Source organism: Streptomyces ziwulingensis (genome assembly GCF_039542605.1).
Lineage (GTDB): Bacteria > Actinomycetota > Actinomycetes > Streptomycetales > Streptomycetaceae > Streptomyces > Streptomyces ziwulingensis.
Genome location: NZ_BAABIG010000027.1, coordinates 41,425 through 60,339, shown reverse-complemented (window position 1 = coordinate 60,339; position 18,915 = coordinate 41,425). Strand labels below are relative to the sequence as shown.

Sequence of the window (18,915 nt, the reverse complement as noted above, 5' to 3'; positions counted from 1 at the left end):
CCCGTCGCCCCCCTCGTCCCTGACGTCCCCATCCCCCCTGACGAGGACGACGACGACCTGGCCGGCACCACCGCCCGCGGCGCCGCGCTCGCCGCCGGGCTCACCGCGGAGTTGGCCCGCGAGGAGGCGGCGGGCACCTCCGGAGCACCGGGTCCGGGGACCGTCCCGGCCGCTCCGACCGGCCCCGACACGGCCCTGTGGGACGACCGCGAGCTGCCCCTCTTCCCGCTGCGGCCCCCGCGCACCGGCCGCGAGATCCTCACCGACCACCTCACGGCGATGGTCTGCTGCGCCGCGATGGACACCGCCGGCGCGGCCCCCGGCCTCGACTGGCTCGACGGCCCGTCCCTTCTCGTCGGCGGCGTACGCACGTCCGACCTGGCCCCCCGCATCCTCACCCTCGTGGAGACCGGCGACCCGATCCCGCTGCGCGCCTGGCTCTCGGACCTCGGCATACGGTCCGAGAAGCCCGTACGCCTGGTCTGACCCGCACCCCGGCACCGCTCACCGGAAGCTCATACTCCACTTTGACCCGGTTCGCAACGACCGGTGACGGCATGCGCGTTATATGTGATGTGCTGGGACCGTTCGCGCACATGGCAATCGCGTACGTCATGGGCACGGCCACGGGGGTTCAGGGGAGGGGAGCGATTCATGGGGTCCGAGCAGATCCGCCGCTGGGAGTCCGGAGCACTCGCGCACGCCGTGACCGACCCCTTCGGTCAGGGGCCGGTCCCCTGGCTGCGCGGCGGTGAGACCTACTTCGGCGACAGCGGCCAGGTCGTCCCCTGGTACGCCGAACCCGAGCCCGACCCCACCCCGGAACGGCGCGGCGGCACCCGCGCCCAGCACACCCGGCTCCGGCCCCGGACCGGGCACTCCACCGGCGGTTTCCCGCGCGCCGCCGACGACGTCAGCCTCCAGATCAAAGGTTTCGCCTCCACCGGCGCGGTCGCCCCCGGCGAGGCCATCGACTTCCACGTCACCGTCGACCCGCCCCAGGAATTCAGCGTCGACGTCTACCGCATCGGCCACTACGGCGGTGACGGCGCCGCCAAGATCACCACCAGCCCCCGGCTCTCCGGCCTCGTCCAGCCCGCCCCGCTCACCGCCGACCGCACGGTCTCCTGCCACCACTGGTGGCTCTCCTGGCGGTTGCAGATCCCGTCGTTCTGGAACATCGGCGCGTACGTCGCCGTCCTCACCACGGCCGACGGCTGCCGCTCCCACGTCCCGTTCACGGTCCGCGACGACCACCCCGCCGACCTGCTCCTGCTGCTGCCGGACATCACCTGGCAGGCGTACAACCTGTATCCGGAGGACGGCCGCACCGGCGCCAGTCTCTACCACGCCTGGGACGAGAAGGGCCGGCTGCTGGGCGAGTCCGAGGCCGCCACGACCGTCTGCTTCGACCGGCCGTACGCGGGAGCGGGCCTGCCGATGCACGTCGGCCACGCCTACGACTTCATCCGCTTCGCCGAGCGCTACGGCTACGACCTCGCCTACGCCGACGCCCGCGACCTGCACGCCGGCCGCGTGGACCCGACCCGCTACCGGGGTCTGGTCTTCCCCGGCCACGACGAGTACTGGTCCGCGGCCATGCGGCGGACCACGGAACGCGCCCGCGACCACGGCACCTCCCTGGTCTTCCTCTCCGCGAACACCCTGTACTGGCAGGTGGAGCTGGCGCCTTCGCCGTCCGGCGCCCCCGACCGCCTGCTCACCTGCCGCAAGCGCAGGGGCCCGGGCAAACCCGTGCTGTGGCGGGAGATCGAGCGCGCCGAGCAGGAACTGATCGGCATCCAGTACGCCGGCCGCGTTCCCGAGCCGCACCCGATGATCGTCCGCAACGCCGGTCACTGGCTCTGGGAGGCCACCGGTGCCCACGAGGGCGACGAGATCGAGGACCTGGTCGCGGGCGAGGCCGACCGCTACTTCCCGCGCACCGCCCTCCCCGGCCACGAGGAGCGGGTGCTGCTCGCGCACTCCCCGTACACCGATGTCGAGGGTGTCGTCCGGCACCAGGAGACCTCCCTGTACCGGGCGCCCTCCGGCTCCTGGGTCTTCGCATCCGGGACGTTCGCCTGGACGCCGGCGCTGGACCGGCCCGACCACATCGACGAGCGCGTCCAGCGTGCCACCGCCAACCTCCTGGACCGCATCTGCAAACGTGACTGACCCCCTGTCCGAAGGGGCTCCGACATACGGGAGAATCGACCCCATTGGACAGAACCACGGGAGGAACCGTGTCCGGATTCGTAGAAAAGCCCGAACCGCTCCAGGTTCCGGGTCTGGTGCACCTGCACACCGGCAAGGTGCGCGACCTGTACCGGAACGAGGCGGGCGACCTCGTGATGGTCGCCAGCGACCGCATCTCCGCCTACGACTGGGTGCTGCCGACCGAGATCCCCGACAAGGGACGGGTCCTCACCCAGCTCTCCCTGTGGTGGTTCGACCAGCTCGCCGACCTGGTGCCGAGCCATGTCCTGAGCACCGAGCTGCCCGCGGGCGCCCCCGCCGACTGGCAGGGCCGGACCCTGGTCTGCAAGTCGCTGCGGATGGTCCCGGTGGAGTGCGTGGCCCGCGGCTACCTCACCGGCTCGGGCCTGGCCGAGTACCGGGAGACCCGTACCGTCTGCGGTCTCGCCCTCCCCGAGGGTCTCGTCGACGGTTCGGAACTGCCCGCCCCGATCTTCACCCCGGCCACCAAGGCCGAGGTCGGCGAGCACGACGAGAACGTCTCCTACGAGGAGGTCGCCCGCCAGCTCGGCGCGGACACCGCGGCCCAGCTCCGGCAGGCCACCCTCGCCGTCTACGCCCGCGCCCGGGACATCGCCCGCGACCGCGGCGTCATCCTGGCGGACACGAAGTTCGAGTTCGGCTTCGAAAGCGCGGGCGCGGGCACGGACGAGAGCGAGGGCCAGGGGCAGAGCCAGGGGTCGGGAACTCTCGTCCTGGCCGACGAGGTCCTCACCCCCGACTCGTCCCGGTTCTGGCCGGCCGACCAGTGGGAGCCGGGCCGCGCGCAGCCCTCGTACGACAAGCAGTTCGTCCGGGACTGGCTGACCTCGGCCGAGTCCGGCTGGGACCGCGGCGGCGAGCAGTCGCCGCCCGCGCTGCCGCAGCAGGTGGTGGACGCCACCCGCGCCAAGTACATCGAGGCGTACGAGCGCCTGACGGGCCTCCCCTGGTCCTGAGCCCACCCGCGGGAAGACAGAAGGAAGCCCCCGGCCGGAGCCGGGGGCTTCCTTCTGTGAATCCCGCTGGATTCAGGTGGAGCGAACGACGAGGTTCGAACTCGCGACCTCAACCTTGGCAAGGTTGCGCTCTACCAACTGAGCTACGTTCGCATGCGCCGTGGCGCGAGAACCACTATACCCAACCCCGGTCCCGGGCGAGACGTACCGCCGCGTGACGGTTCTCCGCACCCAGCTTGGTCACGGCCGACGACAGGTAGTTCCGTACGGTTCCCTCGGCGAGCGCGGCCCGTTCGGCGATCTCCGTCACGGGTGCTCCGTCGGCCGCGTGTTCCAGCACCTCGGCTTCCCGCGCGGTCAGCGGGGAGTCGCCGGCGGAGATCGCGTCGGCGGCCAAATCGGGGTCCACGTAACGGTTTCCGGCGTGCACCGTGCGGATGATCTCGGCGAGCTGGCGCGCGCTGACGGTCTTCGGCACGAAGCCGCGCACCCCCGCCGCGAGCGCCCGCTTCAGATGTCCGGGCCGCCCGTGTCCGGTCACGATCAGCACCCGGCAGCCGGGCAGCTCCGCCCGCAGGGATGTGGCGACCTTCACACCGTCCGCGCCGGGCATCTGGAGATCCAGTACGGCGACGTCGGGCGCGTGCGCCCGCGCCATGGCCAGCGCCTCCGGGCCGGTGGCGGCCTCGGCGACGACCACGAGATCGTCCTCCAGGGAGAGCAGGGCGGCGAGCGCCCCACGGATCAGGTGCTCGTCATCGGCGAGCAGCACCCGCACGGCCCCGGCCCCATCACCGCCTCCCACGCCGGCCCCATCACCGCCTCCCACGCCGGCCCCGGCACCGCCTCCGCCGGTCACGACGCCACCTGCGCCGGTCACGACGCCACCTCCAGTACCGCTCCGGCGGCCAGCGGCACGTCCGCGACCAGCCGGAACAGGCCGTCGTCGACGCGTCCCGCCTCCAGCGTCCCGCCCACCGCGGAGAGCCGTTCCCGCAGCCCCGCGAGGCCCGAGCCGCTCCGGGCGGTCACGGCCGTACCGTCGGCCCCGTCGTTCTCCACCGTCAGCACCACGCGCCCCTCGGACGTCCGTACCCGCACGACACACCTCTCCGCGTTCCCGTGCCGCAGCACATTGGTGGTGGCCTCCCGGACCACCCAGCCGAGCGCCGACCGCACCCGGCCGGGCAGCCCGGCCGTCTCGCCGGTCACCTCGCAGTCGATGCCGGCCGCGGCCAGCACACCCCGCGCGCCGATGAGTTCGGCCTCCAGGTCGGCCTCCCGGTAGCCGCGCACCACCTCGCGCACCTCGCGCTGGGTCTCGTGCGCGATGCGCTGCACCTCGATCATCTGATCCACCGCCTCGGGCCGGTCCCGCCGGGCCAGTTGTACGGCCAGCTCGCTCTTGAGCGCGATCACGGCCAGGTTCCGGCCCATCACGTCGTGCAGGTCCCGCCCGAACCGCAGCCGTTCCTCGGCGACGGCGAGCCGGGCCCGGGTCTCATGGGCCTCGTCCAGCGCGTGGACGGCGTCCAGCATCCAGACGGAGAAGGAGGCGGTGAGGGCGAAGACGCCGGTGGCGAAGAGCACGGTGACCGCGGTGACCAGCGCGGGCAGCGCCGGCATCCCGGCGGGCAGGGCCACGACCCCGGCGCCGAAGGACACCCCGAAGACCGAGGCGATCACCCGCCGCCGGGAGCGCAGCCCGAGCGTGAGGTACCCGGCCGAGACCATCAGCACGCCGATGAAGAAGACCACGGCGGTACGGTCCCCGCTCTCGTCGTCCGGCACCCGCGTCAGCAGCCCGAGCGCGCCGACGGCCAGCAGGAGGCTGATCACCCCGTAGACCACGAGGAGGCGCACGGGACGGGCCCGGTGGCCGCGGGTCCAGTCCAGCGACCGGGAGGCGCAGACCGCGCCGAGGACGGCGTGCGCGCAGAGCGCGACCAGCAGTCCCGTGGCGAGCGGGAGCGGCAGCTCACCGAAGGAGAGCGGACCGAGCCAGCCCGCCTCGATCAGCGAGAAGGAGTACAGCGACCACCGCGTGTACGTCTCGACCTTCGCGGGTGTGCTCTTGCCGCGCCACCACGCCCCCGGCTCGCGCATCTCCCGCCTCCCTGGGTTCACCGCCGCGGTTCCCAGCGGAACCACCGCCGTACAGCAAACACCGCGAGTACGCTCCAGGCCACCGCCACGGCCGTGGCGGTGAGCGCCTCGGCGGCCGTCAGGTCGCCGGTCCAGCCGCCGCGCACCAGGGTGATGACGGGGGTCAGCGGCAGCAGCTCGCACCCGGCGGCCACCTTGTCGGGGAGCAGTTCCAGCGGGACGAACATGCCCGAGCCGGCTATCGAGACGAGCATCAACGGCATCGGTGTGACCTGCGCGCTCTCCCCGGTCCGGGTGAAACCGGCGGTGACCGCGGCGAGCGAGGCGCACAGGACGAACCCCAGCAGCAGGCCGAGGACGGCGAGGTGGGGCGCGGCCGGCGCGGACAGGTCCAGCAGGACCGAACAGCCCACCGTCAGCAGCAGGCACTGTACGAGCCCGGTGACGACGGCCGGCATCGCGGACCCGCCGAGGATCTCGGCGTCCCGCAGCTCGCCGGTGCGCAGCCGCTTGAGGACGAGTTCCTCGCGCCGGACGACGAAGACGCCGACCAGCGCGGAGTAGACGGCGAAGAGCAGGGAGAAGCCGATCGCGGCGGGCAGCACGACGGTCCCCACGGTCAGCCCGGCCTCGGCGAGGTCCAGCTCGCCGGCCGTGGTGCGCACGCTGAGCGGCAGTACCAGCGGGACGAAGACCGCGGCGAAGAGGGCGCCCCGGCTCCGTCCGAGCAGGATCAGTTCGGCGCGGGCGAGCGCCGTCATCCGGCGGATCGCGGTGGCGGCCGGCCCGCTGCCGGCGCGCGGCGTGTACCGCGTCGGTTCGGTGGCGCTCATTCCGCGCACTCCTTCTGGATCTCGGTCCCGGTTGTCGCCTTGGTCCCGGTTGCCGTCTTGGCTCCGGTCCCGGCCCCGGTCCGCTCGCGCGGGCGGGCCGGCGTGTTCTCGCCCGCCGTCGCGGACGCCTCCTTGGCGATCCGCAGGAACGCCTCCTCCAGGGAGGCCGACCGCACGTCGAGGCGGCGCAGTTCCACCCCGGTCCGCGCGGCCCAGGTCAGGAGTGCGGTGGCGGCGCGCTGCAGCTCCCGGGTGCGCAGCCGGACGGTCCGGCCCTCGGTGTCGTGGCCGCTGACGCCGAGTTCAGCGAGGGGCGGCAGGTCGCCGACGAAGTAGCCCTCGGGAAGTTCGAAGGAGATCCGGGACGGCTGGGTGGCGGTCACCTCGGCCGGTGTCCCCGTGGTGGCGATGCGGCCCTCGTGCATGATGGCGAGCCGGTCGGCGAGGTTCTCGGCCTCTTCCAGGTAATGCGTGGTGAGCAGGACCGTGGTCCCCTCGTCGCGCAGGGCGCCCACCAGCTCCCAGGTGTCCCGGCGGCCTTCGGCGTCGAGTCCGGTGGTGGGTTCGTCGAGGAAGAGCACCTCGGGTGAGCCGAGCAGCGCGAGCGCCAGGTCGAGCCGGCGGCGCTGTCCGCCGGAGAGCTGCTTGACCCGGGTACGGGACTTGGCGCCGAGGCCGACCAGTTCCAGCACCTCCGCCTCCGGGCGGGCGCCGCTCACACACCCGGCCCACATCCGCGTGGTCTCCGCGACGGTCAGTTCGGAGGGGAAGCCGCCCTCCTGGAGCATGACGCCGGTGCGGGGGCGGACGACGGCCCGTTCGGTGTACGGGTCGTGGCCGAGCACCCGGACCCGTCCGCCGGCGGGTGCGGCGAGGCCCTCCAGCAGTTCGACGGTGGAGGTCTTCCCGGCGCCGTTGGTGCCGAGCAGTGCGAAGACCTCCCCGCGCCGGACGTGGAAATCGACTCCGCGCACCGCCTCGAACCCGCCCCCGTACACCCGCCGCAGGTCGGTGACCTCAATCACGTGTTCGTGTTCCCTCGTGTCCATGCCGTCAGCTTTCCGGCACCCGGCTCCCGGCGGCAGTGCGCGCTGTCATCACTCGGCATGACAAATGTCAGAGGGAGAAGAGGCTTTGGGCCGGAGAGTGGACCGAGAACAGGGCCCAAGGGCCATAGGCCGAAGCCACGGGCGCCGGGCTCCCGGCAAGGACACGGACACGGCATACGAAAAGACCCCGGTCCCTGAGGACCGGGGTCTTCTTCCCGAGCGGACGACGAGGTTCGAACTCGCGACCTCAACCTTGGCAAGGTTGCGCTCTACCAACTGAGCTACGTCCGCATTGTCGGCGACTGCCACGCTCACGAGAAAGATCCCGAGAAACACGGCCGTCGGTCGATGCGAGCATCACCCTACCTGATCCACATCCGTGGTCGGTACGGTGATACAGAGCGGGTGACAGGAATCGCACACTGCGGCTTCCCCCTGGAAGGGGGATGTTTTACTACTAAACTACACCCGCACGTCCGTGAGCTGGGCTTTTCCGTCCCGGCCCCTCGGCGTGTTCCAAACTTTAGCTGATCGCCCCGGGTGCTGCGCAAGTCGGTTGCCGCGAGGGGCGCCTGAGCGGCCGTCGGTCCGGACCCGGTCGGCCCGCACCCCGCCCGTCCGCACCCCGCCGGCCCGCACCCCGCCGACCCGGGCCGATCACCGGCCCCCGATCGCCAGCCCCAGCTCACCCACCCCGCCGCTCACCCACCCCGCCACTCACCCACCTGGCCGCACCCCGCCGCCCCCACCGCCGCTCACCGCGCCGCGGCGAACGCCTCGTAGACCCGCTTGGGGATGCGGCCCCGCGCGGGGACGTCCATCCGGTTGGCCTGGGCCCAGGCCCGGACCGCCGACGGGTCCGGGGCGACCTCCGTCTGCCGGTACGCCTTGCCGGACCTGGACCGCTTGCGGCCGGCCTCCACGAACGGCTCCAGCGCCTCGCGGAGTTTCCTCGCATTCGTTTCGTTCAGGTCGATCTCGTACGTCCTGCCGTCGAGTCCGAAGGCGATCGTCTCCGCCGCTTCCGAGCCGTCGATGTCGTCAAAGAGAGTGACCACGACACGCTGCGCCACGAATATCGGTCCCTTCGTGCGGCAGCTCCGCGATGACGTGCCAAGACGTCTGGGAGTTGCCGACTGTTCGGCTGTTATTGGGCAAAGTATCGGCTAATGACATTTCATTTGTACAGTGCCCGGCATTGAAATGGGAAGTTCGACTAAATCTCTCCGCGTGTCCGTCGCGCAATAGGCGTCCGGGGGCGACTCGGGATCTTTCCCGAAGTTTTTCGCGCGGAGGTGCCTCCGATGCCGAATCGTGATGGGGGTCACGTACTTTCCTACAACTCTACGCGCGTAGAAATTTTGGCGGCTTAGACCAGGTACGCTGAAGGAACCTGCTCAGCACCACACACCGGGAGTGCCAGTGGCACGCGTCGTAGTCGACGTCATGCTCAAGCCGGAGATCCTCGACCCCCAGGGCCAGGCGGTGCAGCGCGCACTGCCGCGTCTGGGTTTCGAAGGGATCTCCGACGTCCGCCAGGGAAAGCGTTTCGAACTGGAAGTTGACGGGCCGGTCGACGAGGCCGCCCTGGCCCGCATCCACGATCTTGCGGAATCCTTCCTCGCCAACACCGTGATCGAGGACTTCACGGTCCGCGTCGAGGAAGCGGCGGAAGTCACGGGAGCCGTGAAGTGACCGCTCGTATTGGCGTCGTCACTTTCCCCGGGAGTCTCGACGACCGGGACACGCGGCGGGCGATCCGGGTCGCGGGCGCCGAGCCGGTGGCGCTCTGGCACAAGGACAAGGACCTCCAGCAGGTCGACGCCGTGGTGCTGTGCGGGGGATTCAGTTACGGCGACTATCTGCGCGCCGGTGCCATCGCCCGCTTCTCGCCGGTGATGGACACCCTCATCGAGCAGGCGAAGGCCGGTCTGCCGGTCCTCGGTATCTGCAACGGGTTCCAGATCCTCACCGAGGCCCATCTGCTGCCCGGCGGGATGCTCGGCAACGACCACCTGCACTTCATCTGCCGCGACCAGAAGCTGCGGGTGGAGAACGACTCCACCCTCTGGACCAGCGACTACACCGCCGGCCAGGAGATCAGCATCCCGCTGAAGAACATGGACGGCCGGTACGTCGCCGACCGGCGCACGCTGGACGAGCTGGAGGCCGAGGGCCGGGTCGCGTTCCGTTACGCGGCCGACGGCGACGCCGCCGACGGGTACGGCAACCCGAACGGCTCGCTCCACGACATCGCCGGCATCACCAACGCGGCGGGCAACGTCGTCGGCCTGATGCCGCACCCCGAGCACGCCGTCGAGCCGCTGATCGGCACCGGCCGTACCGACGGTCTCCCGTTCTTCACCTCGATCCTCAAGAAGCTGGTCAACGTATGAGCCGGACGCCTCTGGACACGGTCGAGCACGCGGCCGCGACCCCCGACGTCGAGCTGCCCTGGGCCGAACTGGGCCTGAAGAAGGACGAGTACGAGCGGGTCGTGGAGATCCTCGGCCGCCGTCCCACCGGGGCCGAGCTGGCCATGTACTCGGTGATGTGGTCCGAGCACTGCTCGTACAAGTCCTCCAAGGTGCACCTGCGCCAGTTCGGCGAGAAGGCCCCCCAGTCGGACGCCCTGCTCGTCGGCATCGGCGAGAACGCGGGCGTGGTCGACGTCGGCCAGGGCTACGCGGTCACCTTCAAGGTCGAGTCGCACAACCACCCGTCGTACGTGGAGCCCTACCAGGGCGCCGCGACCGGCGTCGGCGGCATCGTCCGCGACATCATCGCGATGGGCGCCCGCCCGGTCGCCGTCGTGGACCCGCTGCGCTTCGGCGCCGCCGACCACCCCGACACCAAGCGGGTGCTGCCCGGCGTCGTCGCCGGCATCGGCGGCTACGGCAACTGCCTGGGCCTGCCCAACATCGGCGGCGAGGTCGTCTTCGACGCCTGCTACCAGGGCAACCCGCTGGTCAACGCCGGTGCCATCGGCGTGATGCGGCACGAGGACATCCACCTCGCCAAGGCGTCCGGCGCCGGCAACAAGGTCATCCTCTACGGGGCCCGCACCGGCGGCGACGGCATCGGCGGCGCCTCCATCCTGGCCTCCGAGACCTTCGACGACGCCAAGCCCTCCAAGCGCCCCGCCGTCCAGGTCGGCGACCCCTTCCAGGAGAAGCTCCTCATCGAGTGCACCCTGGAGGCGTTCCAGGAGAAGCTGGTCGTCGGCATCCAGGACCTCGGCGCGGCCGGCCTCTCCTGCGCCACCTCCGAGCTGGCCTCCAACGGCTCCGGCGGCATGACCGTCACCCTGGACGACGTCCCGCTGCGCGACTCGACGCTCTCGCCCGAGGAGATCCTCATGAGCGAGTCGCAGGAGCGCATGTGCGCGGTGGTCGAGCCCGGCAAGGTCGACCGCTTCCTGGAGATCTGCGAGAAGTGGGACGTCATCGCCACCGTCATCGGTGAGGTCACCGACGGCGACCGCCTGGAGATCTTCTGGCACGGCGGCAAGATCGTCGACGTCGACCCGCGCACGGTCGCCCACGACGGCCCGGTCTACGAGCGCCCCTACGCCCGCCCCGACTGGCAGGACGCCCTCCAGGCCGACGACGCGAACAAGCTGGCCCGGCCGGGCTCGGGCGAGGAGCTGAAGGACCAGGTCCTGAAGCTGGTCTCGTCCCCGAACCAGGCGTCCAAGAAGTGGATCACCCAGCAGTACGACCACTTCGTGCAGGGCAACACCGTCCTCGCCCAGCCCGAGGACTCCGGCATGATCCGCATCGACGAGGAGACCGGCCTCGGCGTCGCCATCGCCACCGACGGCAACGGCCGGTACGCCAAGCTGGACCCGTACCACGGCGCCCAGCTCGCCCTCGCCGAGGCGTACCGCAACGTCGCCACCACCGGCGCCAAGCCGCTGGCCGTCTCCGACTGCCTGAACTTCGGCTCGCCCGAGGACCCGGCCGTCATGTGGCAGTTCGCGGAGGCCATCCGCGGTCTGGCCGACGGCTGCCAGCAACTCGGCACCCCGGTGACCGGTGGCAACGTCTCGCTCTACAACCAGACCGGCGAGGCCGCCATCCACCCGACCCCGGTCGTCGCGGTCCTCGGCGTCATCGACGACGTGGCCCGCCGCACCCCGGTCGCCTTCCAGGAGGAGGGCCACCTGCTCTACCTCCTCGGCGACACCGCCGAGGAGTTCGGCGGCTCGGCCTGGTCCCAGGTGATCCACGACCACCTCGGCGGCCTGCCCCCGAAGGTCGACCTGGAGCGCGAGCGGCTGCTGGCCGAGATCCTGATCTCCGCCTCCCGCGACGGCATGATCGACTCCGCGCACGACCTCTCCGACGGCGGCCTGGTCCAGGCGGTCGTGGAGTCGGCGCTGCTCGGCGAGAGGGGCGCGCGGCTGGTCGTCCCCGACGGCCTCGACGCCTTCACCTTCCTCTTCTCGGAGTCGGCGGGCCGCGCGGTCGTCGCCGTCCCGCGCTCGGAGGAACTGCGCTTCACCGACATGTGCGGCGCCCGCGGCCTGCCGGCCACCCGCATCGGCGTGGTGGACGGCGACGCGGTCGAGGTCCAGGGCGAGTTCACCCTCCCCCTGACCGAACTCCGCGAGGCCCACGAGGGCACGATCCCGGCCATTCTGGCGTAAGCGCCCCGGCCGTCCGGGCCGTCGCTCCAGGTTCCCGCAGGGCGCCCGGAGCGGCGGCCCGTTTCCGTCCGTGCCGCCCGAGTTTCCCGAAACCTCCTGACGGGCACCGTGGTTGTGCCAACCTGAGGACGTGCGTGAGGCAAAAGCACCCGGGTGGGGACCGATGGATGAGCGGCTGCGGATCAGGTTCGAGGCGGACGACCCGGACCACCAGGACGAACTCCGGTCACTGCTCGGCTGGCTCGCGGACGACCGGTCGCTGCGCGGCCACGTCGAACTGGAGCGGATCACCGCCGACACCCCGGGACGGATGAGTCCGGACCTCGCGACGATCCTCGCCGTGATCTCCACGGCCGCCGGGGTGGCGCAACTGCCGCTGTCGTATCTCGCCTGGCGGCAGAGCCGGCGGCACCGGACGGCACCGGTCACCGTCCAGGTCACCGGCTCCGACCCCGCCGAGGTCGAGGCCCTGCTGCGCAGGCTCCGCGGCGACGCCCCGGACGACGGCTCCGGGCAGGCGGGGGCGTGACCACGGCGCGCGGCACCGCCGACCCGTCGCCGGCCACCGACCCGCCCGTCCGGATCGACCCCCGCCGCTCCGCCTGCGTGCTGATCGGCGTGGACGAGTACACCTTCCTCGACTCGCTGCGCAGTGTCCGCCACAACCTGGTCGAGCTGCGGGCCGCCCTCGCCGACGAGGAGATCTGGGGAATCCCGGAGGACCGGATCTTCCAGATCCCCAACCCGGCCGCCCCGTCCGACCTGGTCGGTCCCATCCGCGAGGCCGGACTCCTCGCCGAGGACACGCTGATCGTGTACTACGCGGGCCACGGCCTGCTCGACCGGCACGAGGAGCAGCAGCTCCTGCTCACACTGCCCGGGTCGATGGAGGACCGGCCGGACACCTGCGTGCGCTCCAGCGACGTACGCCGGGCCATCCGCGACACCGGTCCCGCGCGGCGCCGCGTCCTGATCCTCGACTGCTGCTTCAGCGGCCGGGTGCTCACCGAGATGGCCGGCACCGACCGCGGCGAGCAGGGCGGCAAGGTCGCGTTGGGGACGCTGCGCGGCGTCGAGGGCTCGTACGTCATGACCTCGGCCCCGAAGGACCGGCCCTCGCACGCCCCCGACCCCAAACGCTGCACGGTCTTCACCGGGGCGCTCGTGGACGTCCTGCGGCAGGGCCTGCCGGACGGCCCCCAGATGCTGGGGCTGCACGCGCTCTTCGGGGCGGTGCGGGCGCGGATCACGGCCATGAAGCCCGAGATGCCGCAGGAACCACAGGACGAGGACCGCAACGGCGTCGGCGGGCTGGACTTCGTCCGCAACGTGGCGGTGCTGCCGGCCCTCACCCCGCAGCCCGGCCCCGCCGGCCCGCCGTCCCACAGCCGGGTCCGCACCCTGCTGTGGGCATCGGCCGCCGCGGTGGCCGGCCTCGCCCTCGGCCTCGGCGCGCCCCGGGCCGTCGACTGGTGGCACACCGCCCACCCCGCGCCCGCGACCGGCGAGTGCGGCGGCCACCCGGTCGACGCCGAGGTGCCCCGCGCGGTCCTCCTCGACCACTCCGACGCGCTGAACAAGAGGGACGTCGACTACGAAGCCGTCGAAGGTCTCTCCGCCCTCGCCCTCGTCTCCGAGGGTGAGGGCGGCGTCCAGGCGCTCGCGCTCGCCGACAACTCCCCCGGGCTGCTCTTCCCGCTCTCCCTCGGCACCCCCTTCGACCTGAACCCCGTCGCCGACACCGCGCACACCCTGCGCCGCGCGAACGGCGTGAAGTTCCCCCCGCGCTACGACGGCGAGGGCCTGGTCATCGAGGAGGGCGGCCGGACCGCGCTGATCGCCTCGGAGACCGGCCCGGCCCTGCGCCGCTTCGACATCGCCACCGGCAAGCAGATCGGCGAGAGTTTCCAGATCCCGCAGAACATGCGGTACTGGCCCGAGGGCAGCGCACAGACCGGCCGCAGCATCGAGTCCCTCGCCCTCTCCCCGGACGGCCGGCACCTGTACGCGGGCTGGGAGGCCCCCCTGGCCAAGGACGGCGACCTGCGCGGCCGGCCCCTGATCCGCATCCAGCGCTACACGGGGCGGCCCGGCGGCGACTACGCACCGGACGGGCAGTACACCTATCTGGCCGGCGACGGAATGCACCTGGTGGAGCTGGTCGCCCTCGACGACAAGGGCGGACTTCTCGCCCTGGAGCGGGAGTACACCTCCGGCCTGGGCACGGCCGTCCGCGTCGTCCAGGTGTCCCTCGACGGCGCCCGTGACATGGCCGACGACGACACCCTCTACGAACTTCCCGCGGACCAGTTCGCCGACGACACCCCGGTCCTCGACCTGGCCGCCTGTCCGGACGGCGGCCCCGGAGTGGTCGCCACGCCCGGCTCGAACCCTCGGCACCCCCTGGTGGACAACGTGGAGGGCATGGCCCTGGGCAAGGAGTGGACCACCGGCGAGTACCAGGGCTGGCGCCCGCTGTACCTGATCACCGACGACAACGGCAGCGGCGACCAGATCACCCGCCTGTACTCGCTGGCGGTGCGCCTGAAGCCGTAGCGGCCGGACCGGCGGACCGGGCGTCCCCCCGGCACCACCCCCTCCTCGTCATGGCACAGACGTACGAGAGCCGGTCCCCTCCGGCCACCGCCCCGCATAGGCTCACCTCCATGCCCCCGTCCAGGAAGCGCCCCCGCGCCTACGACCCCGCCCGCACCCGGGCCGCCGTCCTCGCCCAGTTCGGGCACGTACGGGAGGCGGTCGACGGGCTCCGCGCCGAACAGCTCGACCGGCCCACCCGGCTCGGCGGCTGGAGCGTGCGGGAGCTGGTCGCGCACCTCGGTATGGCGCTCACGGCCGTGCACCGCGCCCTGGAGCGGCCGGCCCCGCCGAAACCGGACGTCCAGGTGGTCGAATGGGCCTTCGCCACCGCCGCGAGCGCCGCCGCGATCGACGACTCCACCCGCGCGCTCGCCGCCGGCCGTCCCGACCTCGGCGCCTACCTCGCCGACATCGACACCACGCTGCGCGCGCTGCTCGCCGCGCACCCGGGCGGCCGGCTCCTGCAGACCGCCGCGGGCGCCCTGCCGCTGGACGACTACCTGGTCACCCGTACCGTCGAACTCGTCGTGCACACCGACGACCTCAACGCCGCCGTGCCCGGCCTGGACGTCCCCCTCGACCGGCAGGCGCTGGCCGCCGCCACCCGGCTGCTGGCCGACGCGCTCGCCGTGAAGGCGCCCGGCGGTGCGACGGAGGTGCGCGTCCCGCCGTACGCCGTCGTGCAGTGCGTCGAAGGTCCCCGGCACACCCGCGGCACCCCGCCCAACGTCGTCGAGACCGACCCGCTCACCTGGATCCGGCTCGCCACCGGGCGGCTGGCCTGGACCGACGCGGTCGCGGAGGCGAAGGTGAGCGCGAGCGGGGAACGGGCCGGCCTCGGAGAGCTGCTGCCGCTCCTGGCCTGAACCGGTCCTTGCCGCCGGGCGGGAGGGGAACCGGTTCCTCCGGCCGCCCGTCGAATGGGCATGTACAGGCAGAGGAAGCGCACGACCATGACGGTGGCCGCCATCGCGCTCGTCCCGTTCGCGGCGGCCTGCGGCAACGAGAAGGCCGACGGCGGCAGCGGCTCCGCCGACGGCGGCGGACGACCGGTGACCGGCGTCCACTGGAACGTGGACAGCGTCACCGTCGACGGCAGAACCCACCGGGCCTACGGCGCGGCCCACCTGACGATCGGCGCCGACGGCCGGGCCAAGGGCAGCTACGGCTGCAACGACTTCTCCGCCGAGGCCGCCGTCGACGGCGACCGCCTCCGGCTGACCGACGCCACCGCGACCGGGCGGGCCTGCGAGGGCACACCCATGGCGGTGGAGCGGGCCCTCTCCCGCGCCCTCGCCGCCGGCCCCCTGACCACCGAGGCCGACGGCGGCCGCCTGACCCTCACCACCTCGGCCGGCGACACCGTCCGCCTCAGCGAACGCCGGGACACCGCCCTGTACGCCACCGGCTGGAAGGTGACCGCCCCCGACGCCGAGGGCCGGGCGCACCTCGCCTTCGACCGGGACCGGGGCACCGTCTCCGGCAGCCTCGGCTGCAACCGCGTCAACGCCGAGGCCACCGTCCGCGACGGCCATATCACCCTGGGCGCGCCCGTCACCACCCGAATGGTGTGCGAAGGCTCACTCATGGACACCGAAAAGCGGCTCCTGGAGCTGTTCGACAACCAGGTCGACTATCGAATCGACCAGCAAACCCTCACGCTGACCAGCGCAAACGGCACCAGCGTCCGGGCCGTGGCGGTACGGTGAGCCGGCCGCGCCGGTGACTTTTCGGGCATTCCCCAATTCGGACCAGTGGTCGACCTCGCCTACACTCGGAGGCGTGCCACGTGGTGACGGTCGACTCAATCACGATCTGCTTCCCGGTGAGAAGGGCCCCCAGGACGCATGCGGCGTCTTCGGTGTCTGGGCTCCGGGCGAAGAGGTCGCAAAGCTCACGTACTTCGGGCTCTACGCCCTCCAGCATCGGGGCCAGGAATCCGCGGGAATCGCGGTCAGCAATGGCTCCCAGATCCTCGTCTTCAAGGACATGGGCCTCGTTTCCCAGGTCTTCGACGAGACCTCTCTCGGTTCGCTCCAGGGTCACATCGCGGTCGGTCACGCCCGCTACTCGACCACCGGCGCCTCCGTCTGGGAGAACGCCCAGCCGACGTTCCGTGCCACCGCGCACGGCTCGATCGCGCTCGGTCACAACGGCAACCTCGTCAACACCGCCCAGCTCGCCGAGCTGGTCGCCGACCTGCCCAAGCAGGACGGCCGCTCGACGCGGGTCGCGGCGACCAACGACACCGACCTGCTCACCGCGCTGCTCGCGGCCCAGGTCGACGAGGACGGCAAGCCGCTGACCGTCGAGGAGGCGGCCGGCAAGGTGCTGCCCCAGGTGCGGGGCGCCTTCTCCCTCGTCTACATGGACGAGAACACCCTCTACGCAGCCCGTGACCCGCAGGGCATCCGCCCGCTGGTCCTCGGCCGGCTGGAGCGCGGCTGGGTCGTCGCCTCCGAGTCCGCCGCCCTCGACATCTGCGGCGCCTCCTACGTCCGCGAGATCGAGCCGGGCGAGTTCATCGCCATCGACGAGAACGGCCTGCGCAGCTCCCGATTCGCGGAAGCGAAGCCCAAGGGCTGTGTCTTCGAGTACGTCTACCTGGCCCGCCCCGACACCGACATCGCCGGCCGGAACGTGTACCTCTCCCGCGTGGAGATGGGCCGCAAGCTGGCCGCCGAGGCCCCCGCCGAGGCCGACCTGGTGATAGCGACCCCGGAGTCCGGCACCCCGGCCGCGATCGGTTACGCCGAGGCGTCCGGCATCCCCTTCGGCGCCGGCCTGGTGAAGAACGCCTATGTGGGCCGTACCTTCATCCAGCCCTCGCAGACCATCCGCCAGCTCGGCATCCGGCTCAAGCTGAACCCCCTGAAGGAAGTCATCAGGGGCAAGCGGCTGGTCGTCGTGGACGACTCCATCGTCCGCGGCAACACCCAGCGGGCCCTGGTCCGCATGCTCCGCGAGGCGGGCGCCGCCGAGATCCACATCCGGATCTCCTCCCCGCCGGTGAAGTGGCCCTGCTTCTTCGGCATCGACTTCGCCACCCGCGCCGAGCTGATCGCCAACGGCATGAGCATCGAGGAGATCGGCACCTCGCTGGGCGCCGACTCGCTGGCCTACATCTCCACCGACGGCATGATCGAGGCGACCACCATCGCCAAGCCGAACCTCTGCCGCGCCTGCTTCGACGGCGAGTACCCGATGGAGCTTCCCGACCCCGAGCTGCTCGGCAAGCAGCTCCTGGAGACCGAGCTGGCCGCCGGGCCCGCCGGAACGGCCGCCGCCGACGCCCTGCGTCGCCCGTAGCCGTCCGTCCGCAGTCCGTCCGCAGCACTACCCGCCGTACGACACAAAGGTTCTCATCGTCATGCCTGACACAACCGGTGCCGGTCACGCAGCGGCCTCCTACAAATCAGCGGGTGTCGACATCGAGGCGGGCGACCGCGCCGTCGAGCTGATGAAGGAGTGGGTGAAGAAGACGCAGCGCCCCGAGGTCCTCGGCGGCCTCGGCGGGTTCGCCGGCCTCTTCGACGCCTCCGCCCTGAAGAAGTACGAGCGCCCCCTGCTCGCCTCCGCCACGGACGGTGTCGGCACCAAGGTGGACGTCGCCCGCCGCATGGGCGTCTACGACACCATCGGCCACGACCTGGTCGCCATGGTCATGGACGACATCGTGGTCTGCGGCGCCGAGCCGCTTTTCATGACCGACTACATTTGCGTCGGCAAGGTTCACCCCGAGCGGGTCGCCGCCCTCGTGAAGGGCATCGCCGAGGGCTGTGTGCTGGCCGGCTGCGCCCTGGTCGGCGGTGAGACGGCCGAGCACCCGGGCCTGCTCGGCGAGGACGACTTCGACGTCGCCGGCGCCGGCACCGGCGTGGTGGAGGCCGACCGCCTGCTCGGCGCGGATCGCATCCGTACGGGCGACACGGTCATCGCCATGGCCGCCTCCGGGCTTCACTCCAACGGGTACTCACTCGTCCGCCACGTCCTGCTGAACGAGGCCCGTCTCGCCCTCGACACCCACGTGGACGACTTCGGCCGCACCCTCGGCGAGGAGCTGCTGGAGCCGACGAAGATCTACTCGCTGGACTGCCTGGCGCTCACCCGCACCACCGATGTGCACGCCTTCAGCCACATCACCGGCGGCGGTCTCGCCGCCAACCTGGCCCGGGTGATCCCGGACGGGCTGCACGCCGTCGTGGACCGCTCCACCTGGGCCCCGGGCCCCGTCTTCGACCTGGTCGGACGGACCGGACGGGTCGAGCGGCTGGAGCTGGAGAAGACGCTCAACATGGGCGTAGGCATGATCGCCGTGGTGCCCCAGGAGTCGACGGACGTCGCCCTGACCACCCTGGCCGACCGCGGACTGGACGCCTGGGTGGCGGGCGAGATCACCGACCGCGGCGACCACGGGAGCGGCGCGGCTCTGATCGGCGACTACGCGGTCTGAGTGACCGCGTGGCCCCCGTGGAGAGCAC

16 protein-coding genes, 3 tRNA genes and 1 pseudogene are annotated in these 18,915 nt (G+C 71.8%); 12 read left to right on the top strand and 8 right to left on the bottom strand.

What is annotated here, in order from left to right; all coding sequences use genetic code 11:
• The 3 genes and pseudogenes from ABEB00_RS16925 to ABEB00_RS16915 form a co-directional block, all read left to right on the top strand.
• Window positions 1-486 (top strand): annotated as a pseudogene (locus ABEB00_RS16925) (hypothetical protein); the annotation flags it as partial.
• A 168-nt stretch (window positions 487-654) separates the two neighbouring features.
• The gene (locus tag ABEB00_RS16920) at window positions 655-2,178 is read left to right on the top strand and encodes a N,N-dimethylformamidase beta subunit family domain-containing protein (protein ID WP_345620531.1); all 1,524 of its coding nucleotides are present in this window, start codon (window positions 655-657) and stop codon (window positions 2,176-2,178) included.
• A gap of 68 nt (window positions 2,179-2,246) precedes the next feature.
• Window positions 2,247-3,197, top strand: a complete 951-nt coding sequence (locus ABEB00_RS16915) for a phosphoribosylaminoimidazolesuccinocarboxamide synthase (RefSeq protein WP_345620530.1) — start codon at window positions 2,247-2,249, stop codon at window positions 3,195-3,197.
• 77 nt (window positions 3,198-3,274) lie between these two features.
• Here the strand turns inward: ABEB00_RS16915 and ABEB00_RS16910 are convergent.
• The 8 genes from ABEB00_RS16910 to ABEB00_RS16875 all read right to left on the bottom strand — a co-directional run bounded on the left by ABEB00_RS16910 (window position 3,275) and on the right by ABEB00_RS16875 (window position 8,258).
• Window positions 3,275-3,350, bottom strand: a tRNA-Gly gene (locus ABEB00_RS16910).
• Between the two features lie 22 nt (window positions 3,351-3,372).
• Entirely contained in the window at window positions 3,373-3,975 is a 603-nt protein-coding gene (locus tag ABEB00_RS16905) for a response regulator (RefSeq protein ID WP_345620535.1), read from the bottom strand.
• A gap of 98 nt (window positions 3,976-4,073) precedes the next feature.
• On the bottom strand, window positions 4,074-5,303 hold the full coding sequence (locus tag ABEB00_RS16900; RefSeq protein WP_345620529.1) for a sensor histidine kinase: 1,230 nt from the start codon (window positions 5,301-5,303) through the stop codon (window positions 4,074-4,076).
• A 17-nt stretch (window positions 5,304-5,320) separates the two neighbouring features.
• Window positions 5,321-6,136, bottom strand: a complete 816-nt coding sequence (locus ABEB00_RS16895; RefSeq protein WP_345620528.1) for an ABC transporter permease — start codon at window positions 6,134-6,136, stop codon at window positions 5,321-5,323.
• The gene (locus ABEB00_RS16890) at window positions 6,133-7,185 is read right to left on the bottom strand and encodes an ABC transporter ATP-binding protein (RefSeq protein WP_345620527.1); all 1,053 of its coding nucleotides are present in this window, start codon (window positions 7,183-7,185) and stop codon (window positions 6,133-6,135) included. Before ABEB00_RS16890 ends, ABEB00_RS16895 begins: the two co-directional genes overlap by 4 nt.
• A 218-nt stretch (window positions 7,186-7,403) precedes the next feature.
• Window positions 7,404-7,476: transfer RNA gene (locus ABEB00_RS16885), tRNA-Gly, on the bottom strand.
• A gap of 109 nt (window positions 7,477-7,585) precedes the next feature.
• Window positions 7,586-7,657 (bottom strand) — tRNA-Gly (locus ABEB00_RS16880).
• A 283-nt stretch (window positions 7,658-7,940) separates the two neighbouring features.
• Window positions 7,941-8,258, bottom strand: a complete 318-nt coding sequence (locus ABEB00_RS16875) for a histone-like nucleoid-structuring protein Lsr2 (protein ID WP_345620526.1) — start codon at window positions 8,256-8,258, stop codon at window positions 7,941-7,943.
• 349 nt (window positions 8,259-8,607) lie between these two features.
• Between ABEB00_RS16875 and purS the strand changes: the two genes are divergently transcribed.
• The 9 genes from purS to purM all read left to right on the top strand — a co-directional run bounded on the left by purS (window position 8,608) and on the right by purM (window position 18,887).
• Window positions 8,608-8,880 (top strand): phosphoribosylformylglycinamidine synthase subunit PurS, encoded by a 273-nt coding sequence (gene purS, locus ABEB00_RS16870; RefSeq protein ID WP_345620525.1) that lies wholly within the window; start codon window positions 8,608-8,610, stop codon window positions 8,878-8,880.
• Window positions 8,877-9,581, top strand: coding sequence for a phosphoribosylformylglycinamidine synthase subunit PurQ (purQ, locus tag ABEB00_RS16865; protein WP_345620524.1), 705 nt, complete (start codon window positions 8,877-8,879; stop codon window positions 9,579-9,581). Before purS ends, purQ begins: the two co-directional genes overlap by 4 nt.
• Window positions 9,578-11,836 carry a phosphoribosylformylglycinamidine synthase subunit PurL gene (gene purL / locus ABEB00_RS16860; RefSeq protein WP_345620523.1) on the top strand — a complete coding sequence of 753 codons (2,259 nt, stop codon included), beginning with the start codon at window positions 9,578-9,580 and terminating at the stop codon, window positions 11,834-11,836. The genes purQ and purL overlap by 4 nt, the downstream gene beginning before the upstream one ends.
• 163 nt (window positions 11,837-11,999) lie before the next feature.
• A complete protein-coding gene (locus ABEB00_RS16855; RefSeq protein ID WP_345620522.1) occupies window positions 12,000-12,365 on the top strand; it encodes an effector-associated constant component EACC1 in 366 nt (121 codons plus the stop codon).
• Window positions 12,362-14,392, top strand: a complete 2,031-nt coding sequence (locus ABEB00_RS16850) for a caspase, EACC1-associated type (RefSeq protein ID WP_345620521.1) — start codon at window positions 12,362-12,364, stop codon at window positions 14,390-14,392. Before ABEB00_RS16855 ends, ABEB00_RS16850 begins: the two co-directional genes overlap by 4 nt.
• A gap of 110 nt (window positions 14,393-14,502) precedes the next feature.
• Window positions 14,503-15,300, top strand: a complete 798-nt coding sequence (locus tag ABEB00_RS16845) for a maleylpyruvate isomerase family mycothiol-dependent enzyme (RefSeq protein WP_345620520.1) — start codon at window positions 14,503-14,505, stop codon at window positions 15,298-15,300.
• Between the two features lie 60 nt (window positions 15,301-15,360).
• The gene (locus ABEB00_RS16840; RefSeq protein ID WP_345620519.1) at window positions 15,361-16,143 is read left to right on the top strand and encodes an META domain-containing protein; all 783 of its coding nucleotides are present in this window, start codon (window positions 15,361-15,363) and stop codon (window positions 16,141-16,143) included.
• Window positions 16,144-16,216: 73 nt separating this feature from the next.
• Window positions 16,217-17,743 (top strand): amidophosphoribosyltransferase, encoded by a 1,527-nt coding sequence (gene purF, locus ABEB00_RS16835; RefSeq protein WP_345620518.1) that lies wholly within the window; start codon window positions 16,217-16,219, stop codon window positions 17,741-17,743.
• Window positions 17,744-17,804: 61 nt separating this feature from the next.
• Complete coding sequence (gene purM / locus ABEB00_RS16830; protein WP_345620517.1) at window positions 17,805-18,887, top strand: phosphoribosylformylglycinamidine cyclo-ligase; 1,083 nt, start codon at window positions 17,805-17,807, stop codon at window positions 18,885-18,887.
• Window positions 18,888-18,915 lie beyond the last annotated feature (28 nt).